General features: G+C 57.3%; 20 protein-coding genes and 1 riboswitch. Of the genes, 13 read left to right on the top strand and 7 right to left on the bottom strand.

Annotated features, from left to right (window positions below):
• The first annotated feature begins 109 nt into the window (after positions 1-109).
• Together hutU and hutH are read left to right on the top strand one after the other, a co-directional pair.
• Positions 110-1,795 (top strand): urocanate hydratase, encoded by a 1,686-nt coding sequence (gene hutU, locus F8561_RS13680; RefSeq protein ID WP_032677715.1) that lies wholly within the window; start codon positions 110-112, stop codon positions 1,793-1,795.
• Positions 1,795-3,315 carry a histidine ammonia-lyase gene (hutH, locus tag F8561_RS13675; protein ID WP_025204638.1) on the top strand — a complete coding sequence of 507 codons (1,521 nt, stop codon included), beginning with the start codon at positions 1,795-1,797 and terminating at the stop codon, positions 3,313-3,315. Before hutU ends, hutH begins: the two co-directional genes overlap by 1 nt.
• A gap of 42 nt (positions 3,316-3,357) precedes the next feature.
• Here hutH and F8561_RS13670 read toward each other — a convergent pair whose 3' ends face one another.
• Both F8561_RS13670 and bioA read right to left on the bottom strand, forming a co-directional pair.
• Complete coding sequence (locus F8561_RS13670; RefSeq protein ID WP_014169213.1) at positions 3,358-3,834, bottom strand: kinase inhibitor; 477 nt, start codon at positions 3,832-3,834, stop codon at positions 3,358-3,360.
• 72 nt (positions 3,835-3,906) lie between these two features.
• Positions 3,907-5,196, bottom strand: coding sequence for an adenosylmethionine--8-amino-7-oxononanoate transaminase (bioA, locus tag F8561_RS13665; protein WP_032677717.1), 1,290 nt, complete (start codon positions 5,194-5,196; stop codon positions 3,907-3,909).
• An 86-nt stretch (positions 5,197-5,282) separates the two neighbouring features.
• On the opposite strand from bioA, the gene bioB reads away from it, so the two are divergent.
• From bioB to bioD, 4 genes are read left to right on the top strand one after another with little or no spacing between them, the layout of a single operon-like run.
• Complete coding sequence (gene bioB / locus F8561_RS13660) at positions 5,283-6,323, top strand: biotin synthase BioB (RefSeq protein ID WP_014169215.1); 1,041 nt, start codon at positions 5,283-5,285, stop codon at positions 6,321-6,323.
• Positions 6,320-7,477, top strand: coding sequence for an 8-amino-7-oxononanoate synthase (gene bioF, locus F8561_RS13655; RefSeq protein WP_047743866.1), 1,158 nt, complete (start codon positions 6,320-6,322; stop codon positions 7,475-7,477). Before bioB ends, bioF begins: the two co-directional genes overlap by 4 nt.
• Positions 7,461-8,216, top strand: coding sequence for a malonyl-ACP O-methyltransferase BioC (gene bioC, locus F8561_RS13650; RefSeq protein ID WP_121340078.1), 756 nt, complete (start codon positions 7,461-7,463; stop codon positions 8,214-8,216). Before bioF ends, bioC begins: the two co-directional genes overlap by 17 nt.
• Positions 8,209-8,910, top strand: a complete 702-nt coding sequence (bioD, locus tag F8561_RS13645; protein WP_040016971.1) for a dethiobiotin synthase — start codon at positions 8,209-8,211, stop codon at positions 8,908-8,910. The genes bioC and bioD overlap by 8 nt, the downstream gene beginning before the upstream one ends.
• On the opposite strand, the gene F8561_RS13640 is transcribed toward bioD, so the two are convergent.
• Positions 8,873-9,595, bottom strand: a complete 723-nt coding sequence (locus tag F8561_RS13640) for an ABC transporter ATP-binding protein (RefSeq protein ID WP_014169219.1) — start codon at positions 9,593-9,595, stop codon at positions 8,873-8,875. The genes bioD and F8561_RS13640 overlap by 38 nt on opposite strands.
• A gap of 751 nt (positions 9,596-10,346) precedes the next feature.
• On the opposite strand from F8561_RS13640, the gene uvrB reads away from it, so the two are divergent.
• Positions 10,347-12,362 carry an excinuclease ABC subunit UvrB gene (gene uvrB, locus F8561_RS13635; protein WP_020884934.1) on the top strand — a complete coding sequence of 672 codons (2,016 nt, stop codon included), beginning with the start codon at positions 10,347-10,349 and terminating at the stop codon, positions 12,360-12,362.
• Positions 12,363-12,448: 86 nt separating this feature from the next.
• Here the strand turns inward: uvrB and yvcK are convergent, their stop codons facing one another.
• Complete coding sequence (gene yvcK, locus F8561_RS13630) at positions 12,449-13,357, bottom strand: uridine diphosphate-N-acetylglucosamine-binding protein YvcK (RefSeq protein WP_020884933.1); 909 nt, start codon at positions 13,355-13,357, stop codon at positions 12,449-12,451.
• A gap of 226 nt (positions 13,358-13,583) precedes the next feature.
• A riboswitch (molybdenum cofactor riboswitch) is annotated at positions 13,584-13,718 on the top strand.
• On the opposite strand from yvcK, the gene moaA reads away from it, so the two are divergent.
• The 6 genes from moaA (at position 13,706) to F8561_RS13595 (ending at position 17,179) form a co-directional block, all read left to right on the top strand.
• Positions 13,706-14,695: a GTP 3',8-cyclase MoaA gene (gene moaA / locus F8561_RS13620; RefSeq protein ID WP_032677720.1), complete on the top strand. Its 990-nt coding sequence runs from the start codon at positions 13,706-13,708 to the stop codon at positions 14,693-14,695. It overlaps the preceding riboswitch by 13 nt.
• 24 nt (positions 14,696-14,719) lie before the next feature.
• Positions 14,720-15,232 carry a molybdenum cofactor biosynthesis protein B gene (gene moaB / locus F8561_RS13615; protein WP_020884931.1) on the top strand — a complete coding sequence of 171 codons (513 nt, stop codon included), beginning with the start codon at positions 14,720-14,722 and terminating at the stop codon, positions 15,230-15,232.
• 3 nt (positions 15,233-15,235) lie between these two features.
• Positions 15,236-15,721: a cyclic pyranopterin monophosphate synthase MoaC gene (gene moaC, locus F8561_RS13610; protein ID WP_151887588.1), complete on the top strand. Its 486-nt coding sequence runs from the start codon at positions 15,236-15,238 to the stop codon at positions 15,719-15,721.
• Positions 15,714-15,959, top strand: coding sequence for a molybdopterin synthase sulfur carrier subunit (gene moaD, locus F8561_RS13605; protein WP_020884929.1), 246 nt, complete (start codon positions 15,714-15,716; stop codon positions 15,957-15,959). Before moaC ends, moaD begins: the two co-directional genes overlap by 8 nt.
• 1 nt (position 15,960) lies before the next feature.
• Complete coding sequence (gene moaE / locus F8561_RS13600) at positions 15,961-16,413, top strand: molybdopterin synthase catalytic subunit MoaE (RefSeq protein ID WP_014169225.1); 453 nt, start codon at positions 15,961-15,963, stop codon at positions 16,411-16,413.
• Positions 16,414-16,471: 58 nt separating this feature from the next.
• Positions 16,472-17,179, top strand: a complete 708-nt coding sequence (locus F8561_RS13595) for a Bax inhibitor-1 family protein (protein ID WP_014169226.1) — start codon at positions 16,472-16,474, stop codon at positions 17,177-17,179.
• Between the two features lie 58 nt (positions 17,180-17,237).
• Here the strand turns inward: F8561_RS13595 and F8561_RS13590 are convergent, their stop codons facing one another.
• Genes F8561_RS13590 through F8561_RS13580 form a run of 3 tightly spaced genes read right to left on the bottom strand, consistent with a single transcriptional unit; the run spans position 17,238 to position 20,199 of the window.
• Positions 17,238-18,200, bottom strand: coding sequence for a lysylphosphatidylglycerol synthase transmembrane domain-containing protein (locus F8561_RS13590; protein WP_151887587.1), 963 nt, complete (start codon positions 18,198-18,200; stop codon positions 17,238-17,240).
• Positions 18,200-19,441: a cardiolipin synthase ClsB gene (clsB, locus tag F8561_RS13585; protein WP_014169228.1), complete on the bottom strand. Its 1,242-nt coding sequence runs from the start codon at positions 19,439-19,441 to the stop codon at positions 18,200-18,202. The genes F8561_RS13590 and clsB overlap by 1 nt, the downstream gene beginning before the upstream one ends.
• On the bottom strand, positions 19,438-20,199 hold the full coding sequence (locus F8561_RS13580) for an endonuclease/exonuclease/phosphatase family protein (RefSeq protein WP_151887586.1): 762 nt from the start codon (positions 20,197-20,199) through the stop codon (positions 19,438-19,440). Before F8561_RS13580 ends, clsB begins: the two co-directional genes overlap by 4 nt.
• Between the last annotated feature and the right edge of the window lie 77 nt (positions 20,200-20,276).

The following is a 20,276-nucleotide window of genomic DNA, read 5'->3' as shown; positions in this document are numbered from 1 at the left end:
CTAACGCAATATAACAAAATTGTATCTTTTTTGTTAAATCCAACCTTGTGTGTGCTTGTCTATACAAGTATATCTGAATACATCATCTGTCCCGTATGAGGAGCACACAATGTCGTCAGGTAAATACCGCCAGCAGGATGTCCGCGCCGCGCGCGGCACCACACTTACCGCCAAAAGCTGGCTCACCGAAGCCCCGCTGCGCATGTTGATGAATAACCTCGATCCTGAGGTCGCGGAGAACCCACACGAGCTGGTGGTGTATGGCGGCATAGGCCGCGCCGCGCGCAACTGGGAGTGCTATGACGCGATTGTTGAATCCCTGACTCATCTGGAACATGACGAAACCCTGCTGGTGCAATCCGGCAAACCGGTCGGCGTGTTCAAAACCCACAAGAATGCACCGCGCGTGCTGATCGCCAACTCTAACCTTGTCCCGCACTGGGCGACCTGGGAACACTTTAACGAGCTGGACGCCAAAGGGCTGGCGATGTATGGCCAGATGACGGCGGGAAGCTGGATCTACATCGGCAGTCAGGGGATTGTGCAGGGCACCTACGAAACCTTCGTGGAAGCCGGTCGTCAGCACTATAACGGTTCGCTGAAAGGTCGCTGGGTACTGACTGCCGGTCTGGGGGGAATGGGGGGCGCACAGCCGCTGGCCGCGACCCTTGCCGGTGCCTGCTCCCTGAACATCGAATGTCAGCAGAGCCGCATTGATTTCCGTCTGCGTACCCGTTACGTCGATGAACAGGCTGAAAACCTGGATGACGCGCTGGCACGCATCAAAAAATACACGTCAGAAGGCAAAGCGATGTCGATTGCGCTCTGCGGCAACGCGGCTGACATTCTCCCTGAACTGGTGGCCCGTGGTGTACGCCCGGATCTCGTCACCGACCAGACCAGCGCGCACGACCCCCTTCACGGCTATCTGCCATCGGGCTGGACGTGGGAAGCGTATCAGCAAAACGCCGAAAGTGACCCGGAAGGCACGGTGCTCGCCGCTAAACGTTCCATGGCGGAGCACGTGAACGCCATGCTGGCCTTTAGCCAGATGGGCATTCCGACATTTGATTACGGCAACAATATTCGCCAGATGGCGAAAGAGATGGGCGTGAGTAACGCCTTCGACTTCCCGGGGTTTGTGCCTGCCTATATTCGCCCGCTGTTCTGTCGCGGTATTGGTCCGTTCCGCTGGGTGGCCCTGTCCGGCGACCCGGAAGATATCTACAAAACCGACGCCAAAGTGAAGGAGATCGTCGCCGACGACGAACATCTGCACCACTGGCTGGATATGGCTCGCGAGCGCATTAACTTCCAGGGCTTGCCGGCGCGGATCTGCTGGGTCGGGCTGGAGTGGCGACAAAAACTGGGTCTGGCCTTTAACGAAATGGTGCGCAGCGGTGAAGTCTCCGCGCCGATTGTTATCGGACGCGACCATCTCGACTCGGGCTCTGTTGCCAGCCCGAACCGTGAAACCGAAGCCATGCGCGACGGCTCCGATGCCGTGTCCGACTGGCCACTGCTGAATGCCTTACTGAATACCGCCAGCGGGGCGACCTGGGTGTCGCTGCATCACGGCGGTGGCGTAGGAATGGGCTTCTCCCAGCACTCGGGAATGGTCATCGTGTGTGATGGTACGGATGAAGCGGCAGCGCGTATCGCTCGCGTGCTGCATAACGACCCGGCAACCGGCGTAATGCGCCACGCGGATGCCGGTTACGAGATTGCGATTGAATGTGCCAAAGAGCAGGGCCTGAACCTGCCGATGATCCCTGCCACACAAGGAAAGCATTAATGAACGCCTTAACCCTCACTCCCGGTTCACTGACGCTCAAACAGCTGCGTAACATCTGGCGTCAACCGGTTACGCTCTCACTTGATGAAAGCGCCCACGCCGCGATTAACGACAGCGTTGCCTGCGTTGAAGCCATTATTGCCGAAGGACGTACCGCCTACGGCATCAACACCGGATTTGGTCTGCTGGCGCAGACGCGTATCGCCACGCACGATCTGGAAAATTTACAGCGCTCGCTGGTGCTTTCGCATGCGGCGGGTGTCGGTCAACCGCTGGATGATGACATTGTCCGCCTGATGATGGTGCTCAAAATCAACAGTCTGGCGCGTGGGTTCTCCGGAATTCGCCTCAGCGTGATCGAGGCGCTGATGGCGCTGGTGAATGCGGAAGTCTATCCGTGGATCCCGGCAAAAGGTTCCGTCGGTGCATCCGGCGATCTTGCGCCGCTGGCCCATATGTCGCTGCTGCTGCTCGGTGAAGGTCAGGCTCGCTGGAAGGGCGAGTGGCTCCCCGCGAAAGAGGCGCTGAAAAAAGCCGGATTAACCCCGATAACGCTGGCGGCGAAAGAGGGGCTGGCGCTGCTTAACGGAACCCAGGCCTCGACGGCGTTTGCGTTGCGTGGTCTGTTTGAAGCCGAGGATCTTTTCGCCTCCGCGGTCGTGTGCGGTGCGCTGACCACCGAGGCGGTGCTTGGCTCACGTCGTCCGTTTGACGCCCGTATCCACGAGGTGCGCGGCCAGCGCGGGCAGATTGACGCCGCGGCGATGTACCGTCACCTGCTGACCGAGACCAGCGATATTGCAGACTCTCACCATAACTGTGACAAGGTACAGGATCCCTATTCGCTTCGCTGTCAGCCCCAGGTGATGGGAGCCTGTCTGACGCAGCTGCGCCACGCGGCAGAAGTGCTGCTGGTGGAGGCGAATGCGGTGTCTGATAACCCGCTGGTGTTCGCTCAGGAAAACGAAGTGGTCTCCGGGGGGAATTTCCACGCCGAGCCTGTGGCGATGGTGGCGGATAATATCGCGCTGGCGATTGCGGAAGTGGGGGCCTTATCCGAACGTCGCATCGCGCTGATGATGGATAAACATATGTCCCAGCTGCCGCCGTTCCTGGTCCGCAACGGCGGGGTTAACTCCGGTTTTATGATTGCCCAGGTGACGGCCGCAGCGCTGGCGAGCGAGAACAAGGCCCTGTCGCATCCGCACAGCGTGGACAGTCTGCCAACGTCAGCGAACCAGGAAGATCATGTTTCTATGGCCCCGGCCGCTGGGCGTCGTCTGTGGGAGATGGCCGCCAACACCCGCGGCGTGCTGGCGGTGGAATGGCTGGCCGCATGTCAGGGCGTTGATCTGCGTGAAGGTCTGACATCCAGCCCGCTGCTGGAACAGGCGCGTCATCTGCTGCGTCAACAGGTCGCGCATTACGATGATGACCGTTTCTTTGCGCCGGATATTGATAAAGCGATCGCGCTGCTGGAGAAGGGAAGCCTGGTGGGCTTACTGCCTTCGGTGCTCTAAGATTTGCCCGGTGGCCCGGACACGTTCAGGCCACCGGTTTTTTTACGAATACATTGCCGTGATCGATGCGCTACCCAGCGAATGAAAATGGACGTTAAAGCCGACCATTGCGCCACTCGCACCCTCATCCACCTCAATCTTGTCCACATCCAGCGCGTGAACCGTGAAGATATAGCGGTGCGTTTCCCCTTTTGGCGGCGCGGCGCCACCGTAACCCGCTTTGCCAAAATCGGTTCGGGTCTGGATAGCGCCTTCAGGCAGCGCCACCAGGTCAGAGCCGGAACCTTGCGGCAGAACGCGCGTATCCGCAGGCAGGTTCGCCACTATCCAGTGCCACCACCCTGAGCCTGTAGGGGCATCCGGGTCATAGCAGGTGACAACAAAGCTTTTGGTTCCCGCCGGAACATCGTCCCACGCCAGATGCGGAGAGATATTATCCCCCTGATAACCCATGCCGTTAAAAACGTGGCGTTCAGGCAGTTTTTCCCCGTCGCGCAGATCTTTACTGATGATTTTCATACGATTTACCTCGGTACCCGATTATGCAAAAAGTGTAATGCATAAACAGAGTACCGACGTTAACGCTCAGGGTTAAATCGCAAAATGTGCGGGAATGTTAACGGCGTCAACTACCGCAGCCGTTAACTGACGTAGCTGAGCCGGCGAGATAACATAAGGCGGCATCAGATAGATAAGCTTGCCGAAAGGACGCACCCACACTCCCCGTTCCACGAAGAAACGCTGCAGCGCCGCCATGTTAACCGGATGGGTGGTCTCAATCACGCCGATGGCACCCAGCACGCGCACATCCGCCACGAATTCAGCCGCTGACGCTGCGCTCAGCTCCTGGCGAAGCTGCGCTTCAATCGTCGCGACCTGCGTTTGCCACTCGCCGCTCTCGAGAATGGCCAGACTTTCGCTCGCCACCGCGCAGGCCAGCGGGTTGCCCATAAACGTTGGGCCGTGCATAAAGCAGCCCGCGTCGCCGTCGCTGATGGTGTCGGCAACGTGGCGCGTTGTCAGCGTGGCGGACAACGTCATGGTGCCGCCGGTCAGCGCTTTACCCAGACACAGAATATCCGGTGCGATCCCCGCATGCTCGCAGGCGAACAGCTTGCCGGTGCGGCCAAAGCCGGTGGCGATCTCATCGGCAATCAGCAGAATGCCTTCGCGATCGCACATCTTACGAATGCGTGTCAGCCACGCCGGGTGGTACATCCGCATTCCGCCTGCACCCTGCACAACCGGCTCAAGAATAACGGCGGCAATCTCATGGCGGTGGGCAGCCATCAGCCGCGCAAAACCGACCATGTCCATTTCATCCCACTCCCCGTCAAAACGGCTTTGCGGTGCCGGGGCAAAGAGGTTCTCTGGCAGATAGCCCTTCCACAGGCTGTGCATGGAGTTATCCGGATCGCACACCGACATCGCGCCGAACGTGTCGCCGTGATAGCCGTTGCGGAAGGTGAGGAACCGCTGGCGGGTCTCACCTCTGGCGTGCCAGTACTGCAGCGCCATTTTCATCGCCACTTCCACGGCAACAGAGCCGGAATCTGCAAGGAAAACGCACTCCAGCGGGGCCGGGGTCATCGCGACCAGACGCCGGCACAGGTCAACCGCAGGCTGATGGGTGATACCGCCAAACATCACGTGCGACATCTGGTCAATCTGCGCTTTCATCGCCGCATTCAGACGCGGGTGGTTATACCCGTGAATAGCCGCCCACCAGGATGACATGCCGTCCACAAGCGACTCACCGCTGCTCAGGGTCAGTTCGCACCCGTGAGCCGAGGCGACCGGGTAAACGGGGAGGGGGCGGGTAGTGGAAGTGTAAGGGTGCCAGATATGCTGCTTGTCGAAGGCGAGATCGTCCTGGGTCATAATCGACTTGTAAACCATTTTGAAAAGTTTTAGGTTTACGAGTATAAACCGATCTGAAAATTAACAAAACCCTTTGGAGAAGCCCCATGGCTCACCACGCACGCTGGACGATGTCGCAAGTTACTGAATTATTCAATAAACCTTTCCTTGAGCTGATGTTTGAAGCCCAACAGGTGCATCGTCAGCACTTCGATCCACGCCATGTGCAGGTCAGTACGCTGCTGTCGATCAAGACCGGCGCATGCCCAGAAGATTGCAAATACTGCCCGCAGAGTGCGCGCTATAAAACCGGGCTTGAATCTGAACGTCTGATGGAAGTGGAGCAGGTGCTCGACTCCGCCCGTAAGGCGAAAAATGCAGGCTCAACCCGATTCTGTATGGGCGCGGCATGGAAAAACCCGCACGATCGCGACATGCCGTATCTGGAGCAGATGGTGAAAGGGGTGAAAGAGATGGGGCTGGAAGCCTGCATGACCCTTGGCACGCTGAACGAAGAGCAGGCGCAACGCCTTTCCGCGGCAGGGCTGGATTACTACAACCACAACCTCGACACCTCCCCTGAATTTTACGGCAATATCATCACCACGCGGACCTATCAGGAGCGTCTCGATACGCTGGATAAAGTGCGTGACGCCGGCATCAAAGTCTGTTCAGGCGGGATTGTGGGACTGGGCGAAACGGTGAAAGACCGTGCGGGTCTTCTGCTGCAGCTGGCGAACCTGCCCACGCCGCCGGAAAGCGTGCCGATCAACATGCTGGTGAAAGTTAAAGGTACGCCACTGGCGGATAACGAAGACGTGGATGCATTTGATTTTATCCGCACCATTGCGGTGGCGCGTATCATGATGCCGACCTCCTACGTGCGCCTCTCGGCGGGTCGTGAGCAGATGAGCGAGCAGACGCAGGCGATGTGCTTTATGGCCGGGGCCAACTCCATCTTCTACGGCTGCAAACTGCTGACCACCCCGAACCCGGAAGAGGATAAAGACGTCCAGTTGTTCCGCAAGCTGGGGCTGAACCCGCATCAGACAGACGTCCTGACGGGGGATAACGAGCAACAGCAGCAGCTGGAGCAGCAGATTTTCAACGCCGATACTGACCAGTTCTACAACGCGGCAACCGTATGACCTGGCAGGCACGTATCCATTCCGCGCTTGAAGAACGGCGGGCGGCAGATGCCTTTCGCGTTCGCAACGTGGTAGAAAACGGCGCAGGCCGTTTTCTCACCCGCGAGGGTCGGCAGTTTTGCAATTTCTCCAGCAATGATTATCTCGGGCTGAGCCAGCACCCGGCAATCGTCCGCGCCTGGCAGCAGGGGGCGGAGCGGTTTGGCGTCGGCAGCGGCGGTTCGGGGCATGTCAGCGGCTACACCACGGCGCATCAGGCGCTGGAGGAGGCCCTTGCCGACTGGCTGGGGTATCCGCGTGCGTTGCTGTTCATTTCAGGTTTTGCCGCCAACCAGGCGGTCATCACCGCGCTAATGGGCAAGGACGACCGCATTGTTGCCGACCGCTTAAGTCACGCCTCGCTGCTGGAAGCGGCAAGTTTAAGCCCTGCGCAGCTCCGCCGCTTTGCCCATAACGATGCGGCTCAGCTTGCTGGCCTGCTCGATAAGCCCTGCACCGGACAGCAGCTGGTGGTCACAGAAGGGGTGTTCAGCATGGACGGCGACAGTGCACCGCTGCGTCCGCTGCATGAGACGGCGCAGCGACAAAACGCCTGGCTGCTGGTTGATGATGCGCATGGTATTGGCGTGATGGGTGAGGAAGGGCGCGGTAGCATCCATCAGCAAAACGTGAAGCCGGAACTGCTGGTGGTGACTTTCGGGAAAGGTTTTGGCGTGAGCGGGGCGGCTGTGTTGTGCAGCGAGTCTGTCGCCGACTATCTGCTGCAGTTCGCCCGTCATCTCATTTACAGCACCAGTATGCCGCCCGCACAGGCCGTGGCGCTGTCTGCATCACTGGCGGTGATCCGCAGCGCTGAAGGCGCGGAACGACGGGCGCGTCTGGCGGAACATATCCGGCGTTTTCGCCAGGGGTTACGCCATCTCCCGTTCCAGAGCACCGATTCGCAGAGCGCAATCCAGCCGGTGATGGTGGGGGAAAACGGTCTGGCTCTCACGCTGGCGCAGACGCTTCGCGAGCGGGGGATATGGGTGACGGCTATTCGTCCACCAACCGTACCGCCAGGCACTGCCCGGCTGCGTCTGACGCTCACGGCGGCGCACGAAGCAGAGGATATCGAGGCACTTCTGGAGGCGCTGCATGACACCCGTGAATAAACAGGCGATCGCGGCGGCATTTGGCCGGGCCGCACGCAGCTATTCGCAGCACGATGAACTCCAGCGTCAGAGCGCGCAGGGTCTGCTTGCTTTACTCAACGAGACCCGGTTCCCTCTGGTGCTGGACGCCGGGTGTGGGCCGGGTGCCAATAGCCGACACTGGCGTGCGGCCGGCAGCGAGGTGACGGCTATCGATCTGTCGCCCGATATGCTCGAGGAGGCCCGTCAGCAGCAGGCCGCGCACCACTATCTGGTTGCCGATATTGAGTCCATTCCGCTGCCGGATGCGCGGTTTGATCTGGTCTGGAGCCATCTGGCGGTACAGTGGTGCAGTAGTCTCCCGCAGGCATTAAACGAGCTTTATCGCGTGGCGCGCCCGGGTGGATGCGTGGCCTTCACCACGCTGCTGGAAAGCTCTTTACCGGAGCTCAATCAGGCGTGGAAAGCGGTGGATGAACAACCTCACGCTAACCGTTTTTTGTCGCACGAGCAGGTCATCCACGCGCTGGCGGGATGGCGCTATCGCTGTGCTGAGCAGACCATTACGCTGAATTTCGACGATGCCTTCAGCGCCATGCGCTCCCTGAAGGGCATTGGCGCGACCCATCTGCATGCGGGGCGTGAAAAGAAGCCTCTTACCCGCGGCCAGTTGCAGCGTCTGGAGCTGGCGTGGCCGCAGCAGCGGGGGCAGTTCCCGCTCTCATATCAACTTTTTCATGGGATTATTGAACGTGACTGAACGTTATTTTGTCACCGGAACAGATACCGAAGTGGGCAAGACGGTTGCCAGCTCAGCGCTGCTGCAGGCGGCGCGCATGCAGGGAAAAACCACCGCCGGATATAAACCTGTCGCCTCCGGCAGCGAGATGACGGCGCACGGGTTGCGCAATACCGACGCGCTGGCGCTCCAGCGCAACAGCACGCTTGAACTTGCCTATTCAGCGGTGAATCCGTACACCTTTGCCGAGCCCACCTCACCGCATATTATCAGCGCCGATGAAGGTCGCCCGATTGATTTTGCCGTGCTTTCTGCCGGGTTACGCGCCCTTGAACGCCAGGCTGACTGGGTACTGGTGGAGGGCGCCGGTGGCTGGTTTACGCCACTTTCGGCGGACCAGACCTTTGCTGACTGGGTGCAAATCGAGCAGCTGTCGGTAATTCTGGTGGTAGGGGTCAAACTCGGCTGTATCAACCATGCGATGCTGACTGCCCAGGCCGTTCAGCAGGCCGGGCTGCGCCTGGCCGGCTGGATAGCCAACGACGTGGTTGCGCCGGGCAGGCGACATCAGGAGTATCTGGCAACGCTGAAGCGGGTGATTCCTGCGCCGTTTCTTGGGGAGATCCCGTGGCTGGCTGACACTGCCGGGTGCGCTGAAACCGGGCATTACCTCGATCTCAGCGTCTTGCCTCCAGCGACATCCAGTGTGCGATAAGCTCGTCGTCCAGCTCGTTAACGTGGCCCTGGGCCACGTTACGCCCGCGATACAGCATGCAAAAGCGCTCCGCGACCCGGCGGATAAACGACAGCTGCTGCTCAGCTAACAACACCGTCATTCCCAGTTCCCGGTTTAACCGTACCAGCAGCTGGCTCAGCTTCTGGGCGAAGCTGTGGCCCGCGCCATGCATCGGTTCATCCAGAATCAACATCCGCGGACGGATGACCAGCGCATTGGCCAGCGCCAGCTGATACTGGTCGTCTGGCGAAAGCGTGTTGGCCCGGGTTTGTCGCAGCGCATAGAGTTCCGGAAAGAGGTCGTAAACGTCACTTTTCGCTTCAGGGTCTGGTTTCCCTGTCGCGCGCATGGCGATATGCAGATTTTCATCAATGGTTAACTGGGAGAAAATCCGCCTGTCCTGCGGGACATAGCCTATTCCCGGGCCAGCGAAGGGTTCTGGCGTCTGGCTAAGCAAATCTCGCGGCGGTGCACCGGCTTCGTGCCAGATGATGGTGCCGCTGTCGACAGGCACTTTCCCGGCGATGCAATTCATCAGGGTCGTTTTGCCCATCCCCGGCAGGCCAACAACGCCTGTACACATGCCTTTGGGAAAATCTAAATCCACGTTCCATAGCGTATGTTGGCTTCCGTAAAACTGGTTAACTGCACGCAGACTCAACATCTTTCTCTCCTTAAAAATCTGTGTGGATGAGGCTCATTGTGGGATGTGCAAAACTCCTGCCAGAAACCCTAAATTGATTAAAAAAGAGGCTTTTTTAGGAATTTGTCCTGGATAAGCGGTGTGTGATTACCCCCTTTGCACATCCGCGGTGCCGGACGTGATGAGTTGTGGTGCAGGGTTAAAATGGTGGAAATGTGAGCAAGATCGCATCGGTTGGTTATGAATGACACAACTGTTTATCAGCAAAAAATAGCTATAAAAAATTTTTGCTGCCGTTTCGTGGGAAAAGTCGGGAATTTGCTGAGCGGCGGTCTGCACGGGCTGGAAGCAGTTATCCACTATTCCTGTGGATAACCATGTGCATTAGAGTTAGAAAACACGCGATAAGCGAGAGAAGACGCGGGTTACAACCAAATTGGCGCGAAACGCGGCTTTAGAAAATATCGCTTAATATTTAATTGGTTAGATAAAAGCAATTGCCGTAATGAAAGTGTCACCTGTTGCCATAAAACTATCATTACCTGGCTTGACAAATGTTAAAAAAGAAAAAGTTCTGGGGATAACCCGTCCTGACTGGTGTTTTATGTTGTCACGGTCCAAATTTTGACCGCTATCGCGCTAATCACCCTGCCGGTACTCTAAATATCCTGACATGCTACTGGTTTTTCATCCAGTGTTTTTTACTGGCATTCCTGGCAGCAACGAGTAAAATTACTCACCTGCCGCTTATAACGTCATCAGGTTGTCGCCCATGAGTAAACCGTTCAAATTGAATTCTGCATTCCGTCCTTCCGGCGATCAGCCTGAGGCGATCCGACGTCTCGAAGAGGGGCTGGAAGATGGGCTGGCGCACCAGACGCTGCTGGGGGTAACCGGTTCGGGCAAAACGTTTACCATTGCCAACGTTATCGCCGATCTGCAGCGCCCCACGATGGTGCTGGCCCCAAACAAAACCCTGGCCGCTCAGCTTTACGGCGAGATGAAAGAGTTCTTCCCGGATAACGCCGTGGAATATTTTGTCTCCTACTACGATTACTACCAGCCTGAAGCGTATGTCCCGAGCTCTGACACCTTCATCGAGAAAGATGCCTCGGTAAACGAACACATTGAGCAGATGCGTTTGTCGGCGACGAAGGCGCTCCTTGAGCGTCGCGATGTAGTGGTGGTGGCGTCAGTGTCGGCTATCTACGGTCTGGGCGATCCGGATCTCTATCTCAAGATGATGCTGCACCTGACCCAGGGGATGATCATCGATCAGCGCGCTATTTTACGCCGTCTGACAGAGCTGCAGTACACCCGTAACGATCAGGCGTTCCAGCGCGGTACCTTCCGCGTGCGCGGCGAGGTGATTGATATCTTCCCGGCAGAGTCGGACGATATCGCCCTGCGCGTTGAGCTGTTTGACGAAGAAGTTGAACGCCTGTCGCTGTTTGACCCGCTGACCGGCCACGTCGAGTCGGTTGTTCAGCGCTATACCATCTACCCGAAAACGCACTACGTGACGCCACGCGAGCGTATCGTGCAGGCGATGGAAGAGATCAAAGTTGAACTGGCAGACCGCCGTAAGGTGCTTCTGGCGAATAATAAGCTGCTGGAAGAGCAACGCCTGAGCCAGCGCACCCAGTTTGACCTGGAGATGATGAACGAGCTGGGCTACTGCTCCGGTATCGAAAACTACTCACGTTTCCTCTCCGGGCGTGGTCCGGGCGAGCCACCGCCGACGCTGTTTGACTATCTGCCGGCAGACGGTCTGCTGGTGATCGACGAATCTCACGTGACTATCCCGCAAATTGGCGGGATGTATCGCGGTGACCGGGCGCGTAAAGAGACGCTGGTGGAGTATGGTTTCCGTCTGCCATCGGCGCTGGATAACCGTCCCATGAAGTTTGAAGAATTTGAGGCGCTGGCACCGCAAACCATCTACGTCTCGGCTACGCCGGGCAACTACGAGCTTGAAAAATCGGGCGATGAGGTGGTTGACCAGGTGGTGCGTCCGACCGGGCTGCTGGATCCGATTATCGAGGTGCGTCCGGTCGCCACTCAGGTTGACGATCTGCTGTCAGAAATCCGTATCCGCGCGGCCATCAACGAGCGTGTGCTGGTAACGACGTTGACCAAGCGTATGGCGGAAGATCTCACCGAGTATCTTGAGGAGCACGGTGAGCGGGTGCGTTATCTGCACTCGGATATCGATACCGTCGAGCGTATGGAGATCATCCGCGACCTGCGTCTGGGCGAGTTTGACGTGCTGGTGGGTATCAACCTGCTGCGAGAAGGCCTGGATATGCCAGAAGTCTCGCTCGTGGCGATTCTGGATGCCGACAAAGAGGGCTTCCTGCGTTCTGAACGCTCCCTGATCCAGACCATTGGCCGTGCCGCGCGTAACGTTAACGGTAAAGCGATCCTTTACGGCGATAAAATTACCCCGTCAATGGCGAAAGCAATTGGCGAAACGGAGCGTCGTCGTGAGAAACAGCAGCGTTACAACGAAGAGCACGGTATTACGCCGCAGGGTCTGAACAAGAAAGTGGTGGATATTCTGGCGCTGGGTCAGAACATTGCGAAGACCAAAGCGAAAGGGCGCGGGAAAGCGCGTTCAGTGGTTGAGCCGGATACCGTCGAGTTGACCCCAAAAGCGCTGCAGCAGAAAATCCACGAACTGGAAGGGCAGATGATGCAGCATGCGCAGAACCTCGAATTCGAAGAGGCCGCGCAAATCCGCGACCAGCTGCATCAGCTGCGCGATCTGTTTATCGCCGCCTCCTAGGTAAAAGCAAAATGACAGCCGCAGGCTGTCATTTTTTTAGTGGTTGCTCTCTCCCGTGGGAGAGAGGTTGGGTGAAGGCATAATCTCTATCCCAGGTCCTGAATCGCCTTCTCCAGCGCTTCACGCAGCAGGTGACGGTCGTGGCGATATTTGATATCGCTCGCTTCCAGCGGCTCCTGCACCACCACGCGATCGCCAATTCCTGATACATCAACTTTCGGGCCGACCACCACGCCATCGATGATTTTCTTCCCGACGTACTGCTCCATCAGATTCAGTTTGTCCGCCAGCGACAGGCTGGCCGCCGCCGGGCTCAGCTCACGGCCTAAATTGCCGATGTAAACCATGGGGGCGGGCGTTCTGCGCAGAGCCTGTGCCAGCTCTTTGACCAGTAAAATGGGCATCAGGCTGGTGTAAAAACTGCCCGGCCCAATCAAAATCAAATCCGCTTCGCCGATGGCCTCAATGGCTTCACGCGTGGCGGGCACGCTTGGGTAGGTCATCAGCTCTTTTGGCGGCACGGTAAGCTGGTCGATGTTCACTTCGCCATAAACCTCGTGCCCTTCCGCATCGATCGCCATTAAATCGACCGGTTGTTCGGACATTGGGATCAGGAACGCGTCAACCTTGAGCAGGTTTCGGATCAAATTGATGGCTTCCAGCGGGCGCACTGACAGGTGATCCAACGCTTTAAGCATCAAATTTCCAAGGTTATGCCCGGAAAGTTCGCCGTTACCGCCAAAACGGTACTCAAACATCGCCGAAGCGACGCTCGGCTCGGTAATTAACTGGTTCAGACAATTACGCATATCGCCCCAGGCGATACCCCCTTCCGCGCGTCGAATACGCCCGGTGGAGCCGCCATTATCCGTGGTTGTCACTATCCCTGTCAGCCTTGAGCCAAGTGAAGACAGAGAAGACATCACTCGCCCCAGACCATGGCCTCCGCCAAGAGCGACAACACGGTCAAGATCCGCAAAAGTGCGATTGCGCATACACATTCCTTATCACGTTCGATCTGCGTAACACTACCCTAACTACCCCTAAAAGACGATGCCTCACCCGGCGCAAAATGACGTATATCAATGTGAATATGCTGTTTTTAGGTATTCTGTAGCGAAAATACACGATTATGTCGTTATGTATATGGTTATATAGCGTTAAGTGATAATGGCGAAGGGAAGATTTCCGCGCTACTATCGCCATAACCACGTTTTCAAATTTGAAAACATACACTCGAGCCCTGGCGCCTGTGTCGAAAGATATGGCGTCCTGGCCGTGGCGAATATGCCACCAGGGTACAGAAAGAAATGACTGTGCCTCCCGTCTCTGGAAAGGTGTACATGGCTTCACAACTTACTGATGCATTCGCGCGTAAGTTTTTTTACTTACGTCTGTCGATTACCGATGTGTGCAACTTCCGTTGCACCTACTGCCTGCCCGATGGCTACAAACCGGGCAGCGTCACCAATAACGGCTTTCTCTCCGTGGACGAAGTGCGCCGCGTCACGCGCGCATTCTCTGAACTCGGCACGGAAAAGGTCCGCCTGACCGGAGGGGAACCCTCTCTGCGTCGTGATTTCCCCGATATCATTGCTGCGGTGCGTGAGAACGATCGTATCCGTCAGATTGCGGTCACCACCAACGGGTACCGCATGGCTCGCGACGTTGCGGCCTGGCGCGACGCGGGCTTAACCGCCATCAACGTCAGCGTGGACAGCCTCGATGCCCGCCAGTTTCATGCCATTACCGGCCAGGATAAATTCCGCCAGGTGATGGATGGAATTGACGCGGCGTTCAGTGCCGGGTTCCAGAAGGTCAAAGTCAATACGGTGCTGATGCGTGACGTCAACCATCACCAGCTTGATACCTTCCTGGCGTGGATCAAATCCCGCCCCATCCAGTTGCGTTTTATCGAGCTGATGGAAACTGGCGAGGGCAGTGAGCTGTTCCGTCGGCATCACATCTCCGGGATGGTGTTGCGAGATGAGCTGCTGAAACGCGGCTGGATCCACCAGATCCGTCAGCGCAGCGACGGCCCGGCGCAGGTTTTTTGTCACCCGGATTACGAAGGGGAAATCGGGCTTATCATGCCGTATGAGAAAGACTTCTGTGCCAGCTGTAACCGTCTTCGCGTCTCCTCCGTTGGTAAGCTGCATCTGTGCCTGTTCGGGGATGGCGGTGTCGACCTTCGCGATCTGCTGGCGGAAGACGCCCAACAGGCCGCGCTTGAAGCGCGGATTTCTGAAGCTCTGACGCACAAAAAACAGACCCACTTCCTGCATCAGGGCAACACCGGCATTACTCAGAACCTGTCCTACATTGGCGGGTAATCAGGCTTAAGAAGGAACCAGAAGATGAGTCAGGTCAGCGCGGAATTTATCCCGACACGCATTGCTATTCTTACCGTTTCCGACCGCCGCGGTGAAGAGGATGACACCTCCGGCCACTGGCTGCGCGATGCGGCACATGATGCCGGGCACAGTATTGTTGATAAGGCGATCGTGAAAGAGAACCGTTACGCCATTCGTGCCCGGGTCTCTCAGTGGATTGCCAGCGATGAGGTGCAGGTGGTGCTGATCACCGGTGGCACCGGCTTTACCACAGGCGACCAGGCTCCCGAGGCACTCGTCCCGCTGTTTGACCGGGAAGTGGAAGGCTTTGGTGAAGTGTTCCGCATGCTCTCGTTTGAAGAGATTGGCACCTCCACGCTGCAGTCACGTGCGGTGGCCGGTGTGGCGAACGGCACGTTGATTTTTGCCATGCCCGGCTCGACAAAAGCGTGTCGCACCGCGTGGGAAAATATTATTGCGCCGCAGCTGGATGCCCGTACCCGTCCGTGTAATTTCCATCCCCATTTAAAGAAATAAGTTATGTCGCAACTGACCCACATTAACGCCGCTGGCGAAGCACATATGGTGGATGTCTCCGCCAAAGCCGAAACGGTGCGTGATGCGCGTGCTGAAGCCTTCGTGACCATGTTGCCAGAGACCCTGGCGATGATTATTGACGGCAGCCATCACAAAGGCGACGTCTTTGCCACCGCCCGCATCGCCGGGATCCAGGCTGCGAAACGCACCTGGGACTTAATTCCGCTCTGCCACCCGCTGATGCTGAGCAAGGTGGAAGTCAACCTGCAGGCGCAGCCGGAGCACAACCGCGTGCGCATCGAGTCGCTCTGCCGCTTAACCGGGAAAACCGGGGTTGAGATGGAAGCCCTGACGGCGGCCTCTGTCGCCGCGTTAACTATCTATGACATGTGCAAAGCGGTGCAGAAAGATATGGTGATTGGCCCGGTTCGTTTGCTGGCGAAAAGCGGTGGTAAATCCGGTGATTTTAAGGTGGACAGCCATGATTAAGGTGCTCTTTTTTGCTCAGGTCCGCGAGCTGGTGGGCACCGACAGCCTGACGCTTGATGCCCCGTTTGACACCGTTGCCGACCTGCGTGCGCATCTTGCCGCGCAAAGCGACCGCTGGGCGCTGGCGCTGGATGAAGGTAAGCTGCTGGCCGCGGTTAACCAGACGCTGGTGGAGCTGACCCATCCGCTGACGGCCGGGGATGAAGTGGCCTTCTTCCCGCCGGTGACAGGGGGCTAAGATGGCTGAAACCCGAATTCTGGTAGGTCATGATCGTTTCAGCGTTGGTACAGAATATGACTGGCTGGCAGAGCGTGACGAAGACGGTGCGGTTGTCACCTTCACCGGCAAAGTGCGTAACCATAATCTCGGCGACAGCGTAAAGGCGCTGACGCTGGAACACTATCCGGGCATGACGGAGAAATCCCTCGCGGAGATCGTTGAACAGGCGCGTGGCCGCTGGCCGCTCGGGCGAGTGACGGTTATCCACCGTATTGGTGAAATGTGGCCTGGCGAGGAAATCGTTTTTGTCGGCGTGACCAGTGCCCATCGTAGTAGCGCGTTTGCAGCAGGGGAGTTCATTATGGATTACCTCAAAACCAAAGCGCCATTCTGGAAACGTGAAGCGACGCCGGAAGGCGACAGGTGGGTTGAGTCGCGTGACAGCGACAAAGAAGCCGCCAGTCGTTGGTAGTCGGTTTGCGTGAATGTGTTAGTCTTAACGTGTGTGTCTACTTAATCAGGAGTGAATCATGGACCGATTTCCGCGTTCCGATTCAATAGTACAGCAGACCCGTACCGGGCTGCAGACGTATATGGCTCAGGTTTATGGCTGGATGACGGTCGGTTTACTGCTGACCGCCTTTATCGCATGGTATGCAGCCAACACGCCTGAGCTGATGATGTTTATCTTCTCGAGCAAAATCACCTTCTTTGGGCTGATCATCGCGCAACTGGCGCTGGTCTTTGTTCTCTCCGGCCTGGTGCAGAAGCTGAGCGCCGGAATGGCGACCACGCTGTTTATGCTCTATTCGGCACTGACGGGGCTAACGCTCTCCAGCATCTTCATCGTGTATACCTATTCCTCCATCGCCAGCACGTTTGTGGTCGCTGGCGGGATGTTTGGTGCGATGAGCCTCTACGGCTACACCACGAAGCGTGACCTGAGCGGTTTCGGCAGCATGCTGTTTATGGGGCTGATTGGGATTGTGCTGGCGTCGCTGGTGAACCTGTGGCTGAAGAGTGAAGCGCTGATGTGGGCGGTGACCTATATCGGGGTGGTGATCTTCGTCGGTTTGACGGCCTACGACACTCAGAAGCTGAAAAATATTGGCGAACAGATTGACGTACGCGACAGCTCAAACCTGCGCAAATACGCGATTCTGGGCGCCCTGACGCTGTATCTGGACTTTATCAACCTGTTCCTGATGTTGCTGCGTATTTTAGGCAACCGTCGTTAAGTGTATTTCCCTTACCCGACCTGCGTTGCGCAGGCCGGGTAAGTTCCCCCGCCAGACCTCACTTCGCTAACGCTTTCTCATTCTTCGCCCGCAGTTGCTTCGCCCGACTCTCCAGCACCAGATAACATACCGTTGCCAGCGCCAGCGGCAGGAAGTAATAGAGCATACGGTAGGCCAGCAGGGCGGCAATAATCGTACCCTGTGAAACATGCTCTCCGGCGAGCAGGGCGATAAATACCGCCTCCAGCACCCCAATCCCCGCCGGAATATGCACGATCACGCCGGCAATGCTGCTGACCAGCAGCACGCCCAGCACAAAGAAGTAATTCACATCTTCACCAATGAGCATCCAGATAATCGCCCCCATCGCCATCCAGTTGGCGCTGGACACGGCCATCTGCAGGACCGCGAATTTCCACGAAGGCAGCACCAGTTTTTGCCCCTTGATGGTCATGTGTCGGCGTTTGGCAAAGGCGCAGGCCCAAAGATAGAGCGCAATGATGAGCAGTAATGCAAAGCCTAAAATCCGCAGCGTGGTTTCATCGATGTACCAGTGCGCAGGCAATTGCACCACGCCGATGGTGAAAATCACTCCGCCGAGCAGAATGTAACCCAGCCAGTTGGTGGTGATGCTGAGGGAAAAAATGCGCGTAATGGTCCCACCCGGCAGGCCGAGGCGCGAGTAAAGGCGATAGCGCATGCCGATCCCGCCCACCCAGGTACTCAATGTCAGGTTAAAGGCGTAACAGATAAACGACACCAGCATGACCTGGCGCTTCGCAAGCTTATGGCCGCAGTAGGCGCGGCCCAGCAGGTCATAGCAGCCGTACATGAGGTAGCTCACAATCACCAGCCCCACCGCGCCCAGCAGCACCAGCCGGTTGTAGTTGCGGATAACTTTCCACACCTCTTCCCAGTCAACTTTCTGGGCGTAAACCACCAGCAGAACCGCGACGGCGATGAAAAACAGCCAGGTGAGGATCTTTTTAGCCAGCCGCCAGCGTGGATGTGATTTCGACATCAGGTTTTCCCTCCATCTTCCGCTTCAACGCGGTCCTGGGTTTCCATTTCGGGCTGGACAGGCGGATCCACCAGCGCAAGTTTTGGCGTGTGCGCCGGCAGCCAGCCCACCATCGCCGGGAAATGACGCAGGAAGTGGAACACCACCACGCTAATGCCCAGATTCCACCAGGTGCGTTTGGGCACCATGGATTCGTCCACGCGCACGCAGTCGTTCACGATCAACGCCTGCAGGTTATCCCTGAGAGTCTGGTTGAACTGGCGATCGTGGATGATCAGGTTAGCTTCAAGATTCAGTGACAAACTCAGCGGGTCGAGATTGCTGGAGCCCACGGTGGCCCAGTGATCGTCCATCAGGGCAACTTTGCCGTGCAGCGGCCGGCGGCGATATTCGTAAATTTGTACGCCACCTTTCACCAGATAGTTGTACAGCAACCGGGCACCGATTTTGACAATCTGCATGTCCGGCTCGCCCTGAACGATGAGCTTCACCCGCACGCCGCGTCGGGCCGCATTGCGCATGGCATGCAGCAGGCGATAGCCCGGAAAAAAGTAGGCGTTGGCGATAATCACTTCGCGCTTCGCATTCGCCAGCATCTTCAGGTAATGCCGCTCAATGTCGTCCCGGTGCTCACCGTTATCCCGCCAGACAAACAGCGCCTGCGCTTCACCGGGGTGACGGTTCTCTTCCGGGCGATGATGGCGGCGCTGCCACCAGCGCCGGGCAGCCTCTTTACCGGGCAGGTTTTCCAGCTCAAAGAGCAGGATATCCTGCACCACCGGTCCTTCAATGCGAATCGCGTAATCCTGCTTGGCTTCCGGGCCGTAATCGGACATATGTTCAGCGGAGTAGTTAATGCCGCCAACAAACGCTACCGTCTCATCCACCACCACAATTTTGCGGTGCATCCGGCGGAAAAGATTGGTACGCATGCCGAAAAGGCGAGGGCCAGGATCGTAATAACGGAACACGACGCCTGCCGAGGTGAGCTCATTGACGAACGCATCACTGAGGTCCGGTGAGCCATAGCCATCCAGCAGTACTTCGATTTTGACGCCACGCAGGGCGGCACGCAGCAGCACGCTGTGCAACTGCTTACCGACGTCGTCTTCGAACCAGATAAACGTTTCAAGGATCACTTTCTGCTTTGCGTGGTCAATCGCGTCAAACACCGCGGGGTAATATTCATCCCCGTTGACCAGCAGCGTGATCCGGTTGCCTTCCTGCCATGAACATTTCATAAGTGGATCTCCGCGCTGAGCGGCGCATGGTCGGAAAGATGTCGCCAGTTAAGTAACGCCAGTGCAGTCGGGCTGCTGGCATGGGCGTTTTTCACGTAGATTCTGTCGAGTCGCAAAAACGGGAACCGTACCGGAAAGGTGCGTGCAGGCCTGCCGTTTGCACGGGTGAAAATCTCCTCAAGCCCCGCATCAACCTTCAACGGATGGTTAGCCCGCTGCCGCCAGTCGTTGAAATCACCGGCCACGACCACGGGTTCACCTTCGGGCAGGGCATTGGTCCATTCGGCCAGCATCTTTAGCTGTGCCTGGCGATGGGCTTCGCGCAGGTCCAGATGAACACAGCCCACGTGCACCGGGAACGCCAGATCCGGCGGGGCGATACGGCAGTAAAGCAGTCCGCGTTTTTCACTTTCACCGACAGAGACGTCGCGGTTCTCGTAATGTTCGATGGGAAAACGTGACAGCACCGCATTACCGTGATGCCCTTCCGGGTACACCGCGTTGCGCCCGTAGGCGTAATCACTCCACATGGTGTCGGCCAGGAATTCGTAGTGCGGGGTGTCTGGCCAGTTTTCAAAGTGAAGCGGATGCACTTCGTGCGCGCCCATGACTTCCTGAAGGCAGACAATGTCCGCGCTGACGGTGCGTACCGCGTCGCGCAGCTCCGGTAAAATGAAGCGGCGGTTAAATGCTGTGAAGCCTTTATGAATGTTTATCGTCAGCACTTTAAGCGAGAAATGCTGCATTTTTTTGGTCATACGTTCCTTCCAGGGTGACTATCCCGATGAAAATAAAGTGTAGTAGGCGTCACAAAAAGATGCGGTGTTACGGAATT

This window comes from Enterobacter sp. 198, from assembly GCF_009025585.1.
GTDB lineage: Bacteria > Pseudomonadota > Gammaproteobacteria > Enterobacterales > Enterobacteriaceae > Enterobacter > Enterobacter ludwigii.
This window is presented reverse-complemented; position numbering and strand designations above follow the sequence as displayed.